This window comes from Bradyrhizobium genosp. P (assembly GCF_049949265.1).
Lineage (GTDB): Bacteria > Pseudomonadota > Alphaproteobacteria > Rhizobiales > Xanthobacteraceae > Bradyrhizobium.
Window position 1 is genome coordinate 3,651,043 of the sequence record NZ_CP188195.1, and the last position, 14,649, is coordinate 3,665,691.

The 14,649-nt window shown below is 64.6% G+C and carries 11 protein-coding genes; 5 read left to right on the forward strand and 6 right to left on the reverse strand.

Features of this window, described 5'->3' with window-relative positions:
* Nucleotides 1-5 precede the first annotated feature (5 nt).
* The gene (locus ACP2YO_RS17695; RefSeq protein WP_426441980.1) at nt 6-1,508 is read left to right on the forward strand and encodes a glycosyltransferase family 39 protein; all 1,503 of its coding nucleotides are present in this window, start codon (nt 6-8) and stop codon (nt 1,506-1,508) included.
* 332 nt (nt 1,509-1,840) lie between these two features.
* Nucleotides 1,841-3,076, forward strand: a complete 1,236-nt coding sequence (locus tag ACP2YO_RS17700) for a tlde1 domain-containing protein (RefSeq protein ID WP_426441981.1) — start codon at nt 1,841-1,843, stop codon at nt 3,074-3,076.
* Between the two features lie 32 nt (nt 3,077-3,108).
* On the opposite strand, the gene ACP2YO_RS17705 is transcribed toward ACP2YO_RS17700, so the two are convergent.
* Together ACP2YO_RS17705 and ACP2YO_RS17710 are read right to left on the reverse strand one after the other, a co-directional pair.
* Nucleotides 3,109-3,834 (reverse strand): YkgJ family cysteine cluster protein, encoded by a 726-nt coding sequence (locus tag ACP2YO_RS17705; RefSeq protein ID WP_426441982.1) that lies wholly within the window; start codon nt 3,832-3,834, stop codon nt 3,109-3,111.
* 74 nt (nt 3,835-3,908) lie between these two features.
* Nucleotides 3,909-5,321 carry an amidase gene (locus ACP2YO_RS17710; RefSeq protein ID WP_426441983.1) on the reverse strand — a complete coding sequence of 471 codons (1,413 nt, stop codon included), beginning with the start codon at nt 5,319-5,321 and terminating at the stop codon, nt 3,909-3,911.
* A gap of 186 nt (nt 5,322-5,507) precedes the next feature.
* Here ACP2YO_RS17710 and ACP2YO_RS17715 point away from each other — a divergent pair, with 186 nt between their 5' ends.
* Together ACP2YO_RS17715 and ACP2YO_RS17720 are read left to right on the forward strand one after the other, a co-directional pair.
* Nucleotides 5,508-7,004 (forward strand): AMP nucleosidase, encoded by a 1,497-nt coding sequence (locus tag ACP2YO_RS17715; protein ID WP_426441984.1) that lies wholly within the window; start codon nt 5,508-5,510, stop codon nt 7,002-7,004.
* A gap of 63 nt (nt 7,005-7,067) precedes the next feature.
* The gene (locus ACP2YO_RS17720) at nt 7,068-7,619 is read left to right on the forward strand and encodes a GNAT family N-acetyltransferase (protein ID WP_426441985.1); all 552 of its coding nucleotides are present in this window, start codon (nt 7,068-7,070) and stop codon (nt 7,617-7,619) included.
* Between the two features lie 45 nt (nt 7,620-7,664).
* Here ACP2YO_RS17720 and ACP2YO_RS17725 read toward each other — a convergent pair whose 3' ends face one another.
* The 4 genes from ACP2YO_RS17725 to ACP2YO_RS17740 all read right to left on the reverse strand — a co-directional run bounded on the left by ACP2YO_RS17725 (nt 7,665) and on the right by ACP2YO_RS17740 (nt 13,866).
* Entirely contained in the window at nt 7,665-7,979 is a 315-nt protein-coding gene (locus tag ACP2YO_RS17725; protein ID WP_426441986.1) for a hypothetical protein, read from the reverse strand.
* 166 nt (nt 7,980-8,145) lie between these two features.
* Nucleotides 8,146-11,484, reverse strand: a complete 3,339-nt coding sequence (locus ACP2YO_RS17730) for an AAA family ATPase (protein WP_426441987.1) — start codon at nt 11,482-11,484, stop codon at nt 8,146-8,148.
* 338 nt (nt 11,485-11,822) lie between these two features.
* Complete coding sequence (gene groL / locus ACP2YO_RS17735; RefSeq protein ID WP_426441988.1) at nt 11,823-13,463, reverse strand: chaperonin GroEL; 1,641 nt, start codon at nt 13,461-13,463, stop codon at nt 11,823-11,825.
* Between the two features lie 85 nt (nt 13,464-13,548).
* Complete coding sequence (locus tag ACP2YO_RS17740; protein WP_426441989.1) at nt 13,549-13,866, reverse strand: co-chaperone GroES; 318 nt, start codon at nt 13,864-13,866, stop codon at nt 13,549-13,551.
* Nucleotides 13,867-14,248: 382 nt separating this feature from the next.
* Between ACP2YO_RS17740 and ACP2YO_RS17745 the strand changes: the two genes are divergently transcribed.
* Nucleotides 14,249-14,539, forward strand: a complete 291-nt coding sequence (locus tag ACP2YO_RS17745) for an usg protein (RefSeq protein ID WP_426441990.1) — start codon at nt 14,249-14,251, stop codon at nt 14,537-14,539.
* Nucleotides 14,540-14,649: the final 110 nt, after the last annotated feature.

Sequence of the window (14,649 nt, forward strand, 5' to 3'; positions counted from 1 at the left end):
TCGGTATGAACGCGAACGAGGCGCGGCTCGCCCTCAACACCGCTCTCGCGGTCTGCGCGCTGGTCGCGCTACGACTGGCGGCCGCGGCCTGGACGCCGCTGACCTTCGACGAAGCCTATTACTGGATGTGGTCGAAGGCGCTGGCCGGCGGCTATTACGACCATCCGCCGATGGTGGCGATTGTGATCCGGCTCGGCACGCTGATCGCGGGTGACACGCCGCTCGGCGTGCGGCTGGTATCGATCCTGCTCGCGTTGCCGATGAGTTGGGCGATTTATCAGTCGGCCGCGATCCTGTTCGGCGGCCGCCGCGTTGCCGCGAGCGCAACGATCCTGCTCAACGTCACGCTGATGGCCGCGGTCGGCACATTGGTCGTGACGCCGGATGCGCCGCTTCTGGTCGCCGCAAGTTTGCTGTTGTTCTCGCTTGCCAAGGTGCTGGAGAGCGGCCGCGGCGCCTGGTGGCTTGCGGTCGGCGCCAGCGCGGGCGCGGCGCTGTTATCGAAATACACCGCGCTGTTCTTTGGCCCGGCGATCCTGATCTGGCTTGCGATGGTGCCGAAGCTGCGGCGCTGGTTCCTGTCGCCCTGGCTTTATCTCGGCGGACTGGTCGCGCTCGCGATGTTCGCGCCGGTCATCCGCTGGAATGCCGATCATCAATGGGTGTCCTTCATCAAGCAGATGGGCCGCGCCCGGATCGAGGATTTCCGGCCGGTCTTCATCGCCGAACTGATCCCGACCCAGTTCGCGTTTGCGACGCCGCTGGTCTTCATCCTTGGCGTGATGGGGCTCTATGCGCTCTCTCAGCGCCGGGCCGGCGCAATGGGCGCGCGGGTGCTGGTCAACACGATGTTCTGGACCATCGTCGTCTATTTCGCCTGGCATGCGCTGCATGCGCGGGTCGAGGCCAATTGGCTCGCGCCGGTCTATCCGGCGTTTGCGGTCGCCGCTGCAGTCGCCGCGATCCAGGTGCAATGGGCGCCGCGCGAGCAGCGTACCGTCGATTTCTGCCGGCGCTGGGCGGTGCCGGGTGGCCTGGTGCTGTTCGCGCTGCTGATCGTGCAGGCCAACACCGGGGTGCTCTCGGGTTATCGCCGCGACGCCACCGTGCGCAGCGTCGGCGTCGGCTGGCGCGAACTCGCCGATGAGATCGAGGCGGCGCGCGTCCGCGTCGGTGCGACCTGCGTCCTGGCGCCCGATTATGGCACCACCGGCTGGCTCGCGTTCTATCTCCCCAAGGGGACATGCGTCGCGCAGCAGGGGCAGCGCATCCGCTGGATCAACCTGCCGGAGCCGGGCCCGGCGCAGTTGTCCGGCAAGCTTCTATATGTGCACGAGGTCGGCCAAACCGTGCCGTCGTCAATGCGCGACAACTTCGCTCGCATCGAGACCGTCGCGGAAGCCAAACGGATGCGCGGGCCGTTGACCATCGAGACCTACGCGCTCGACCTGCTGGAGGGGCCGAAAGGCGACGTGCTCGACCGCTCGCCCCCGCCAGAGCTGCAGTAGGGACCGAGGCAATTCTTGCGAAATCCCCGCGTGACTACGGGGTGGTCTGCAATGAAATTCTCCGCGCTTTCGCCGCTCCGCGCCCGACCAGTCATGGTCTGCCCGAATGTCCCACGATGAGACAAAAATTCCGTTTTTGCGATCGAATGTGATCTTAAAAAAGCCCGATGCCGCAGGCACTTCGCCTGTCGCAGGGGATCGCATCCGGTTAAGTCGCATTTAACTAAAAGCCTCCTTAATGGCCGTCCGCGCCCCTGCGAGACGCTGAGCCGAAGCATCATTCGGCGCCCAGTCGAGCGAGGGACTTAGGTGGAACTGTTTCGGGCGGGCGTATGAGTACGAGTGCAAGTGCGTATCTTCTTGGGGCCCCCAGCCGCAAGAAATCTTCCCGGAAGATTCTCCCCCAGCATTTCCTCGGCAGCGCCGCTGTTGCGGGACTGGTGCTTGGCTGCGCCTGGACGGTCTACGCCAATATCTTCGCGGCCAGCGTCTATCCGTCGGTGAGCAACGCGGCGTTCGACGCGCCGGTGGCCAAGCGGCCCGTTACGGTCGCTGCGCGGCCCGCGCCGCCCTCGTTCAACGATGTGTTCGCATCGCTGGCGCAGCCATCGGCTTCCGGGAAAGCCGAGGCCGCGAACTCCGAGGCCGCCACGCCTTCGCTTATGTTTAACGAAAGGTTTGCCGCAGCCGCGCCGGACAGCGTGGCGCCCAGCGTCATAGCCGACGCCACGCCGCAGACCGATGCGGTCAAGCCGGCCAATACGCCGAAGGTTGCTGAAGCACCGAAGCCCGCAGCCACCTCGAGGCATGCCGAGGCGTCGAAGCCGCTTCCCGCGCCGAAGTCCGTGGAGGCCGCAAAGAAAGAAGCCGCGGCCAACCTGCAGGTCGCGCTCAATACGCCACCGACCGCGTCCGTCGAGACCAAGTCAGTTGACTCCAAAGCCGCCGAGGCAAAACCGACCACAAAATCCGGCAGCGTCACGGTGCGTAGCATGGCCGCGCGTGCCAAGGCCGCCGTGCTGTCGATCGCGTCGAACGAGCGGCAGACCATGGTCGAGAAGCTGTGGGGCAAGCGCGAGTCGAGCGGCGGGCTGCTTGCCTTCGCGTCCGCCGATGCCAACGTCACCGGCAGCATTCCTTCGACGCTCGACCAGAACCCGATGCTGGGCGGCTCGCCGCCCTATGATCGCCAGACTGCGGTCTACGACATCTCGGCCAGGATCGTGTACCTGCCCGACGGCACAAGGCTCGAGGCGCATTCGGGCCTCGGCTCCAGGCTCGACGATCCGCGTTCGGCTCCTCTGAGGATGGTCGGCGTGACGCCGCCGCACATTTACGAGCTGAAACCGCGCGAAGCGCTGTTCCACGGCGTGCCGGCGCTGCGGCTCAATCCGATCGGCGGTGAGGGCAAGATCTTCAACCGCGCCGGCCTGCTCGCGCACACCTTCATGCTGGGTCCGAACGGCGACTCCAACGGCTGCGTCTCGTTCAAGGACTACTACGCATTCCTCGACGCCTACCGCAACAAGGGCATCCGCCGCCTCGCGGTGCTGGCAAGGGTTCAGTAGCCGACCGATTTTTTTGGGACGGCTTGCGCGCCTCAGCCGCCGCTTGGCGGCATGGCCTCGACTTTCAAGTCAAAGGTCTCCATCTCGTCCAGCAGAGCCTGTGCCAGCCCCTTCTGCTGATCCGGCAGTCCGCGATTTCGCGCGGCCTTTTCGAGTGCAAACGTCGCTTCCATGTGGATGCGGAAATGCGCGGTGTTTTGTTCGACGCCGGTCCCAGTGGACGTGTCGCCGAACACGACCTCGTGGCAGCGCGTCACCGATCGCGACGTGAAGGCGCGGCAGGACAGCGGCCGCACCTCGTAGACGGAGCAGCGATCGTCGCTGCCGAGCAGGGGACAGCGCAGGCGCAGTTTGGTCGGGTCAGGCGCTTCGCGTGTCGCGACGGCGGACACTTTCAATCTCTCACGCAACGTCTCGCGATCGGCGGGCGTAAAATGTGTGGCGATGTGTTCCGTCATTACGGCGGCCGTTCCGGGTGGCACCTGGACATAGAGATGGCAGCAGGCGGCGCAGCCGCTGCTGCAGGCAGTGGCCGGCTGGTTCGGAATGTTGTGGCGAAATCCGGCCGCCGCGGCATCGGCAAGGGCTGCGGCATCGCGGGCCGCCTCGGCGAGGCTGTCCGCCCGTTCGAGCACGACGCCATAGGCGCTGCGCAGATCTTCGAAGATGCCCTCGTAGCGGCCGGACAGTGATCGCATCAAGGTGCCGACTTCGGCGATGTCGTCCGATATGAAGTCGATGGCGTCCTGTGCGCTCATGCCGCTGATCCGATTCGTCCCCTGTATAGGCCGCGAATCAGTCGGACGTCACGACCAATGCCGATCGAGCCGCTTCAACGCACCGGATCGATCGGTGTCGTCAGGCCGAGGCGTGCCTCAATCGCCTCCGCCGCCTCAAGACATTGATCCTCCCGAAAACGCCGACCGGTGACCAGCACGCCGATGGGCAGTCCGGTGGTTTTATCCTGTCCGGCCGGGACACAGGCTGACGGCAGCCCAAGCAGGTTCGCCGGGACCACCGGACGCATCAGCTCCTTGGCATCAGCGGCTCCGCCTGCTGTGGCCGAATCGACGCCGTGCTCGAATGGCAACTGCGTCCAGGTCGGTGACAGCAACAGCGGCCGTTCCGCCATGAAGGTCGACCAGGCCCGTGCGATGCCGTGGCGCTCGATCATCAGGTTCGACCAGGCAACCGTGTCGGCCAGCGGCGGTACCAGCGTCTGGAAATTCTTCAGGAACGTCATGGCGTCCGCGCCCATGATCTGCGACATCAGATCGAGCGTCGATACGATGTCGCCCATGATCAGGCGCGACCAGCAGCTGATCGCCTGCTCGTAGCGCGGCGGGGCAACCTCTTCCACCGAATAGCCGGCGTCCGCCAATGCCTCTGCCGCACGGCGGACCGTCGCTGCGATCACCGGATCGGTACGTCCACCGGGTGGCTCGGGCAGAACCGCCACACGGATCGGCTGGGTCGCGGCCGGCCCCTCAAATGGCGCATCGATCGACCACGGGTCGCGCGGATGCGCCCCCATCAATACGCGAAACGCAAGCCGCACATCGGCTACGCGGCGCGCCATCGGCCCTTGAACGTTCATCAATTGGACGGCCAGCAAGTTGCCCTCAATCGGTCCGCAATCAGCGTCAGGCACGCGCCCCGCAGACGGGCGGATCGACGCGATGCCGCACGCGTTGGCCGGATTGCGCAGCGAGCCCCCAATGTCATTGCCCAAGCCGATCGGGGTCATGCCGCTGGCAATCGCGGCCGCGTCGCCTCCGCTCGAACCGCCCGCCGTGCGATCCGGATGCCAGGGATTGCGCGTGAGCCCATGCAGCGAGCTGACGGTGTGGATGCGCAGCGCCATGTCCGGCAGATTGGTCCGGCCGATCGGTATCGCGCCGGCGGCACGCATCCGCTCGACAACGGGCGCATCCATCGGAACCACCGCTTGTGCCAGTGCCGGCACGCCCCACGTGGTCGGCAGGCCCGCCATGTCGATGTTCTCCTTGACCGTAAACGGAACGCCATGCAGCGGGCCGATCCTTTCGCCGGCGGCCAACCGCCGGTCAGCCAGATCCGCGTCAGCAAGGGCCTGATCGGCCAGCACCCGGACCACCGCGTTTAGCGCCGGATTGACCGCATCGATGCGAGCCAGGTGTGCGTTCACGACCTCCGCCGAACTCAGTTTTCGCTCCGCAATGCGGCGTGCAAGTTCAGTCGCAGGCAGTTGCCATATCTCGCTCATCGCTCACTCCCGGTTTATCCGGCCCGCGGCGCGGGCTTCGCGTTTCTTGGGTCACCCGAGGGGCCGGATCAGAAGCGACCGATGCCATCTCCGGGGCTGACAATTCCGACAGCATGCATCATTCCGGGCGTGGCTGGAACGGGAGACTCGATTATACTCCGGCAACCCAATCAGCAGTCGAAGCGAATGTGCCCCACGCCGCTCATTGAAACTCCACCGACTTTCGCCACCGAAGCATTCGTCGATGCCGGCGCGGCCGTCGGCCGTCTCGAAGAAATCTACGAGCGCAACACCCGGTTTCTTCGCGACCGATTTGAGGCCTACGTCAACGGCGGACCGATCGCAACACGCGTCCGCGCGTATTATCCGCTGGTGCGCATCACGACATCGTCCCATGCGCGGCTCGACTCGCGTCTAGCCTATGGTTTCGTCGCGGGGCCCGGCGTGCATGAGACCAGCGTCACGCGGCCGGACCTGTTCCGGACCTATCTCACCGAGCAGATCGGCCTGTTGATCAAGAACCACGGCGTGCCGGTCGAGATCGGTGAGTCGAACGAACCGATCCCGATTCATTTCGCCTACCGGCGCGACATCAACATCGAGGCCGCGTTGACCATCGCCGACAGCTCGGCTTTCACGCGGTCGCTGCGCGACGTGTTCGATACGCCGGATCTTGCCGCCATGGACGATGCGATCGCGGACGGCACGTTCGAGCTCGCGCCGGGGGCTCCCGAGCCGCTGGCTTTGTTTCGCGCGGCGCGGGTCGATTACTCCCTGCGCCGGCTTTATCACTACACCGGCACCGATCCGGAGCACTTCCAGAATTTCGTGATCTTCACGAACTACCAGTTCTATGTCGATGCCTTCGCGCAATCGTGCCAGCAACGGCTCGCCGCGGGTGAGGCCGGCCCCGAGGCCTTCGTGGCGCCTGGCAATTTGATTACCCGCAACGCGCGGCTTGGCGGCGGCACCATCGGGACCACGCCGAACCGCGTGCCGCAGATGCCGGCGTTTCATCTTGTCGAACCCGGCTATCGTGGCATCTCCCTGGTCAACATCGGGATCGGTCCGTCGAATGCGCGCAACATCACCGATCATGTCGCGGTGCTGCGGCCGCACGCCTGGCTGATGATCGGGCATTGCGCGGGCTTGAGGAACACGCAGCGGCTCGGCGACTATGTGCTCGCCCATGGCTATGTCCGCGAGGATCACGTGCTCGATCGCGAGTTGCCGCTCTGGGTCCCGATTCCGGCGCTTGCCGAGATGCAAGTCGCGCTCGAGGAGGCGGTCGACGAGGTCACCGGACTGTCCGGCTTCGAGCTGAAGCGGCTGATGCGCACCGGAACGGTCGCAAGCGTCGACAACCGCAACTGGGAGATCAGCGGCCCACAGGTGATCAGGCGGCTGTCGCAATCGCGCGCCGTCGCGCTCGACATGGAGTCGGCGGCGATCGCGGCCAACGGCTATCGTTTCCGCGTTCCCTACGGCACGCTGCTGTGCGTCTCCGACAAGCCGCTGCACGGCGAGATCAAGCTTGCGGGAATGGCCAGCGAGTTCTACCGGCAGCGCGTCGGCCAGCATCTCGAGATCGGGCTGAAGGCGCTCGAACGCCTCAAGCAGCAGGAATCCGAGCGCCTGCATTCGCGCAAGCTGCGCAGCTTTGCGGAAGTCGCGTTCCAGTAGGCGGCGCATGTAAGCCTATCCTCAGCAGTCTTCGATCAAGAGGCATGGACCGCGAAGGACAAAATGCCCGAGCCTGATTTTCAGCCGACGCTCGTCGGCCCTTCCATCACTATTCGCCCCATCACGGTCGGCGACTGGCAGGAGCTGTTTGCGGCCGGCTCCGATCCGAAGATCTGGGAAGTCCATCCGGTACCCGACCGCTACACGGAGCCCCGCTTTCGGACCTTCTTCGATGCGGCGGTGACTTCGAGGATGGCGTTCGTCTTTGTCGACCGATCGACCAACCGCCTGATCGGGTCCAGCCGGTATTACGGTTATACGCCCGCGACCGGTGAGGTCGAGATCGGCTGGACCTTCCTGGCCCGCAGCCATTGGGGCGGCGCTGCCAATCGCGAAGTGAAGCGGCTGATGCTCGATCACGCCTTCACCTTCGCCAATACGGTGGTGTTCTGGGTCGGCGAAGACAATGTGCGGTCGCGCGGTGCGATGACCAAGATCGGCGGCATCCTGCGCGACGCATTGTTCACGCGCGAGCTGTCTGGCGACGAGCCGTACGTGATCCTGGACATCACCAGGGAGCGTTATCTGCAGGGCGGCCGGAAGCTCGTGGAGTGAACCTGTCTCGCGTGATTCCGGAGCGTCCGCCGAACTCGCACCAGGTCAGGTCATGTTGAAGAGCTCGACGCCCGAGACCAGCGTCGCCTTCACGGCCCCCAACTTCTCGATTTCCTCCGCCACACTGACGGACGCGACCGGGGCGATGCCCGTGATCACGCTGATGTAGTCAAATGCGGAGCCCTTGGTCGAGTAGAGCCGGCATTGTCCGCCGGCCTGTCGGACAGCCTTGGTGACGTCGTTGGCGCCGCGCTTCCGGTCGGCGGCGCTTTGCGTTCTGCCTTTCTCCGTGTGGGTGAGCAGGTAGATATAGGTCACCTCATCCTTTTCCTTCGCGGCCCCTTTGGCAATTTCTCTCATAATGCGTTCCTCCAGTATAATTCCGCTCGCGGACGGCCCGATACAATCGAGCCAGTCGGGATGACTGTCAATATTGGTTGACGGAGTTGATCCCCACCATTCCGGCTTATTTATCGTGCGCGCTGACGCGTCAGGTCCTTGAAGGTGAAGTTCAGTTCAGCTCAGCTCAGCTCAGTTCGGTGAGCAGCGTCCTCGCGGCCTTCAGGTCGGGTGCGTCCTGCCCCTCGGTGAACCAGGCGTAAATCGGCGCGAGCAGATCATGAGCCTCGGTTCGCCTGTTTTGCCTGCGCAGCAGGCGCGTCAGGTCAACCGACGCGCGCAGCTCGAAGACCTTCGCGGCTTGCAGACGAGCGACCTCGATCGCGTGACGATAGCCCTGCTCGGAGGCGGCTTGATTGCCAATGGCGTCAAGCAGGCTGCCCCGCAGGCGATGCAATTCGGCTTCGCCGAACCGTTCGTCCGTTGCCTGGATGATCCGTTCGGCTTCGGCGAGGCAATTCAGTCCGTCGGCGGGCCGGTCGAGCGCTGCATAGGTGCCGGCGAGCATGATCAGAAGGTCCGGCGTGCCGGTGACGGCTCCGGTCGTCTGGATCGTTTTGGAGGCCTGCTCAAGTAGCGAGAGTCCCTGCAGCGGTTGTCCGGCCAGGGTCAACGACACCCCCCGGTACCCCATGGCCCAACCCTGGTGCAGCGGAAAGCCGCGCTCGGTCGAGAGGGCGAGCAACTCCTCCTCATGGCGCGGCAGGTCGGGCGAGTCGAGGAAGCGCTCGACCGGGCGCGCCGTCAGTAGCACGTCGGCGAGCGTCTGGGCATGGTTGAGCCGACGTGCCTCCGTCAATGCTTCGTGCAGCCGCGTCCGCGCCTGGTCCATGTAGCCTAGCGTGGCGAGGGTCCATGCCAGGTACGAGAGCGTCAACACGTAGGGGTCCGAGAATGAGACCCAGCTGCGATGCGCCGGATCGGCAAGACCGTGGCAGCGCTCCAGCAGTTCGCGGGCAACGACGAATTCGCCGAGGAAGAGGCGGGTGCGCCCGTTGGCCCAGCGGCCGACCAGCTGAGCCGAGATGTCGTTTCGTGCCTCGCCGACCCGCTCCAGCTCTTCCGCGAGCTCGAGCGCGCGCCGATGTTCGCCGCGCACCCGGTGAAACGACGACTGGCCGAGCATCACCGGCCAGAGGTATCGCGGCTGATCGATTTGCTCGGCGAGGGTCCGGGCGCGGCCCAGCGTCTCGCCGACCTCGGGCGCCGAGTAGCCCTTCATGGCCATCAGAGCCAATCCCAACGCCAGTTGCAGGTCGAGTTCCTGCTTCTGGCGCACAGCACCCTCCTGCACGCCACCTAACGCCTCGAGCCCTTTTCGCAACTGGGCGGCAGCTTCGATCATGGCGGCTCGCGCGAGCGCCTGCTGGCCGGCCTTGAGCCAATAGGCCGCTGCCTTCTCGGCCAGCCCGGCCTCTGAGCAGTGCCGGGCGAGCAGTGCAGGCTGCGTTGCGACAATGTCCGGGAATTGCGCTTCGAGGGCCGCGGCAATGCCGCCATGGACTCGTTGGCGAACGCCGCGGAGCATCGTGCCGTAGGCCGTATCCTGCACCAGAGCATGCTTGAACGTATACTCTGCGTCCGGTGGCACGCCGCGCCGGAAGATCAACTCGGCGCTCTCGAGCTGCTGCAGCGTCTCGTCCAGCACGTCCGGCGGCAGGCCGGCAACGGCGCTGATCAACTCGTAGGAGAATTGCCGTCCGAGGGCGGCGGCGATCTGCGCCACATTGTTGGTCGAGGCGAAGCGATCAAGCCGCGCCAGCAGCGATTCCTGCAACGATGTCGGGATCGCAAGCTGGGTCACCGGACCGGCAGCGACATACCGATCATCCTGTTCGACCAGCGCGCCGCTTTCGACCACCGCCTTGGTCAGTTCCTCGACGAACAGCGGCACGCCGTCGGTTCGCTCCGTGATCTGGTCTGCGATCTCCTGCGGCAAGACCTTGCGGGCGGTGAGATTCGCGATCATCTCGGTGCAGTGCCGCCGATGCAGGCGGTCGAGACCGATCGTCGTCACCTGGGGACGGCCGGCCCAGGGGGGAACGAAGTCCGGACGGAAGGTGGCGATCGCGAGAAGCGGCAGGGCAGGGGCGCGATCGACGATCTGCCCGAACAGTTCGAGCGAAGTCGGGTCGACCCAATGCATGTCCTCCATCAGGAACAGCAATGGTTGGCGCGTCGCCAGTCCTTCCAACTGCGCCAGCAGCGCCTGCAGGGTTCTTTCCTTGCGCTTTTGAGGAGTCAGATCGAGCGCCGCGTAGCGTCCGCCGCCGGGTATTGACAGCAGGCCTGCGAACAGCGACACGGTCTCGCCGCGGCTGCCGGGCGCCGTGACGAGCGTCGACTCCAGCTTCGCCAGCCGCTGCTCGTCCCGGTCGTCGCGGCGAAAGCCGGCGGTGCGCTCGAGCTGCGTGATGACGGGGTAGAGCGCCGTGTCCTGGTGATAGGGTGAGCCGAACTGGCGCACGACCATATGCGGCTCGCTGCTCAGCTGCTCCAGCAGCGTCTGTGCGATCCGTGACTTGCCGATACCGGCCTCGCCCGAGAGCAAGACGACCGAGCCCTCTCCGCGCTGCACGCCATCCCAGCGTTGTATCAACTGGTCGAGCTCCTCGTGGCGATTGACCAGCGGCAGCGCGCTGGTGCGCAGCGCCTCGAATCGGCTTTCGGTCGGGCTGACGCCCAGCGCCTGCCACACCTTGACCGGCTCATCGAAGCCCTTGAGCGGAAACGTCCCGAGCTCGCTGTAATCGAACAGGCCGCCGGTCAGGCGGCGGGTGCTCGATGAGATCACTACGGTACCGGGCTCGGCCATGGTCTGCAGCCGCGCGGCCAGATTTGGCGTCTCGCCGATCACCGCCTGCTCCTCGGCGAGGCCGGCCGAGATCAGGTCACCGACGACGACAAGTCCCGTGGCGATGCCGACGCGGACCTGCAACGGGCCGCTGACAGGCGAGGCAAGCTTCGGCACCGCCTCGATCAGCGCCAGGCCCGCCCTCACGGCGCGTTCGGCATCATGCTCGTGCGCCTGGGGATAACCGAAATAGGCAAGGACTCCGTCGCCCATGTATCTGGCGACGAAACCTTTCGTACCGGTGATGATGTCGGCGCAACAGCTCTGGTAGCTGCCGATGATCTCGCGCAAATCCTCGGGGTCCAGTCGCGTCGACAGCGCGGTCGAGCCGACCAGGTCGCAGAACATGATCGTCAGTTGACGGCGTTCGGCCGTATCGGGCTTGCGCGGCGGAACGGATGCCATCAGCCCGACGGGAGAAGCTCCCTTGTCGACGGTTCCGAGTGCGGCGACGGCCCGCAGGAACTTGCGGCGGTGCCCGAGCAGCACGCCGAGCTTCTCCAGATCCGCATCGGTCAGATAGGGGACGACGCTGAGATCGACAGCGTTCTCCCGGAACGTCTGCGCATATCGTTCCAGACCGATGCTGTGAAGCCAACTGTCGATGTCCAAGTCAGGGCCCCTTGGCTGTTGCCAGCGGCAGCGTGCGACCGGCCACGATTTCAGGGGAATTTGCTTGAATCGACTGCCCGAACCGGTGCCTGACCGCCGACAAAGCGAGGATCCCCCCCGCATGTTGTAGATTTCCCGTCGCAAGCAGTCAAAGCGTCTCGCTCATGGTCGCGCAAGGATCGGTGGATCGCCGGTCGGACGGCGATTGACCGTCGTACGGACTTTTACCGGCGGTCATAACGCCCGACCTCGGAACGACGCGCGGCTTTCGTCCCAAACAAAAACCCCGGCATTGCTGCCGGGGTTCTGCATGTTTTGTGCCGTGAAGCGTGGACTTATTAGAAGTCCATGCCGCCCATGCCGCCGCCCGGAGGCATCGCGGGGCCGCCGGCGTTCTTCTTCGGCAGCTCGGCGACCATCGCCTCGGTGGTGATCAGCAGCGCTGCAACCGACGCAGCGTTCTGGATCGCGGTGCGAACGACCTTGGTCGGGTCGATGATGCCCTTCTTGACGAGGTCGACATATTCGCCGGTCTGGGAGTCGAAGCCGTAAGCGTAGGACTTGTTCTCCAGGATCTTGCCGACGATCACCGAGCCGTCTTCACCGGCGTTGATCGCGATCTGGCGAGCGGGAGCCGACAGCGCCTTGCGCACGATCTCGACGCCGGTCTTCTGGTCGTCGTTCTTGGTACGCAGGCCCTTGAGCTGCTCGGAGGCACGGAGCAGGGCGACGCCGCCGCCCGGGACGATGCCTTCCTCGACAGCCGCGCGGGTCGCATGCATCGCGTCATCAACGCGATCCTTGCGCTCCTTCACCTCGACTTCGGTCGCGCCGCCGACGCGGATCACCGCGACGCCGCCTGCGAGCTTGGCGAGACGCTCCTGCAGCTTCTCACGGTCGTAGTCCGAGGTGGTTTCCTCGATCTGCGCCTTGATCTGGGCGACGCGGGCGTCGATGTCGGCCTTCTTGCCGGCGCCGTTGACGATCGTGGTGTTTTCCTTGTCGATCATCACCTTCTTCGCGCGGCCGAGCATGGCGAGCGTGACGTTCTCGAGCTTGATGCCGAGATCTTCCGAGATCGCCTGGCCGCCGGTCAGGATCGCGATGTCCTGCAGCATGGCCTTGCGGCGATCGCCGAAGCCCGGAGCCTTGACGGCCGCGACCTTCAGGCCGCCGCGCAGGCGGTTGACGACGAGGGTGGCGAGCGCTTCGCCTTCGACGTCTTCAGCGACGATGACCAGCGGCTTGCCGGTCTGCACCACGGCCTCGAGCAGCGGCAGCAGCTCGTTCAGCGAGGAGAGCTTCTTCTCGTTGATGAGGATGTAGGCGTCGTCCATCTCAACGCGCATCTTGTCGGCGTTGGTGACGAAGTAGGGCGAGATGTAGCCGCGGTCGAACTGCATGCCCTCGACGACGTCGAGTTCGGTTTCGAGCGACTTGGCTTCCTCAACCGTGATGACGCCCTCGTTGCCGACCTTCTTCATGGCGTCGGAGAGGAACTTGCCGATTTCGGCATCGCCGTTGGCCGAGATGGTGCCGACCTGGGCGATCTCGTCGTTCGAGGTGACCTTCTTGGAGTTCTTGACGAGGTCGGCGACCACGGCTTCCACAGCCAGGTCGATACCGCGCTTCAGGTCCATCGGGTTCATGCCGGCGGCAACCGACTTGGCGCCTTCACGGACGATCGCAGCCGCCAGAACGGTGGCGGTGGTGGTGCCGTCGCCGGCCGCGTCAGCGGACTTGGAGGCGACTTCGCGCACCATCTGCGCGCCCATGTTCTCGAACTTGTCCTCGAGCTCGATCTCCTTGGCGACGGTGACGCCGTCCTTGGTGATGCGGGGAGCGCCGAACGACTTCTCGAGCACGACGTTGCGGCCCTTGGGGCCGAGGGTGACCTTCACCGCGTTGGCGAGGATATCGACGCCGCGCAGCATCTTGTCGCGCGCATCTACGCCGAATTTGACTTCTTTGGATGACATACTTGTTTTCCCTGGGTTGATGTTGGTCTCTCACCCTTCTCGGAGACGCCGGCGGCGCTCCTCAGGGTGAGCGTGCGGCGTTGGCTTAAGCAGCGGCCTTCTTCTTGGTGGCGGGGACGTCGAGGACGCCCATGATGTCGCTTTCCTTCATGATCAACAGGTCTTCATTGTCGATCTTGACCTCGGTGCCGGACCACTTGCCGAACAGGACGCGGTCGCCGACCTTGAGGTCGATGGGGATCAGCTTGCCAGCTTCGTCGCGGCCGCCCGGGCCGACGGCGATGATTTCGCCCTGGGAGGGCTTTTCCTTGGCACTGTCCGGAATGATGATGCCGCCAGCGGTCTTCTCTTCGGCGTCGATGCGCTTGACCACGACGCGGTCGTGAAGCGGACGGAATTTCATGCAGTCCTCCTAAGCATTTGCAGATGTTGTTGAATTTTCGAGCATTGGCAGTCCATCCCAGCGAGTGCCAGGGGACTGGGCAGGAGATAGGCCAAGCCTGGGCGGCGGGCAAGGGCTTCTAGCAGAAAAATTGGCACTCGAATGGTGCGGTTGCCAGCATCACCGGTCATGCTTAACGCGCGTCGCGGAGCCGCGCAGCCCTATTAGCACGTGCGGTAAGCTGCTGCTAACGCGGGAAATTTCAACAAATCGTTAAACATTTAGGCTTGTGATGGGTTAGTCGCGTGCGTCACATTTCTCTCATGTGAGCGCATCTTTTGCCGGGGTGGCTCCGGCAGGTCGGCCACCCCATGCAGAAGCGCTCCGTCACAGGAGGTTTGGCATGGTCTCGCGGGTTGGTGGGGTTGCTTCCGAGGACTTCAGGAAGCAGTTGCTGGGGTACGGGCTGACGACGGCGCAAATTCTCTATCGGATGCCGGATCATCCGTCGCTGCTGCAGACCTATGTCTGGCAGAACTACGATCTGTTTCCGAAATTTCCGGCGCTCAAGGATTTCCTGACGTTCTGGGAAGAGAAGTTGGAAGGCCCGCTGTTCGCGGTCACGATCGCGCATTCCAAGCTGATCAAGCCCGCGGAACTGCGTGCCGTCGACGGTGTGTTCAGATTGCACTGACCGTGCGGCGAACTGGCTTTCGCAGTTTGGAACGCATACATTCATGGTGTGTACGGAAGGCCCGACAATGCGCAAGCGAGCGGTTGATTTATCATTGGAGGAACTGGCGG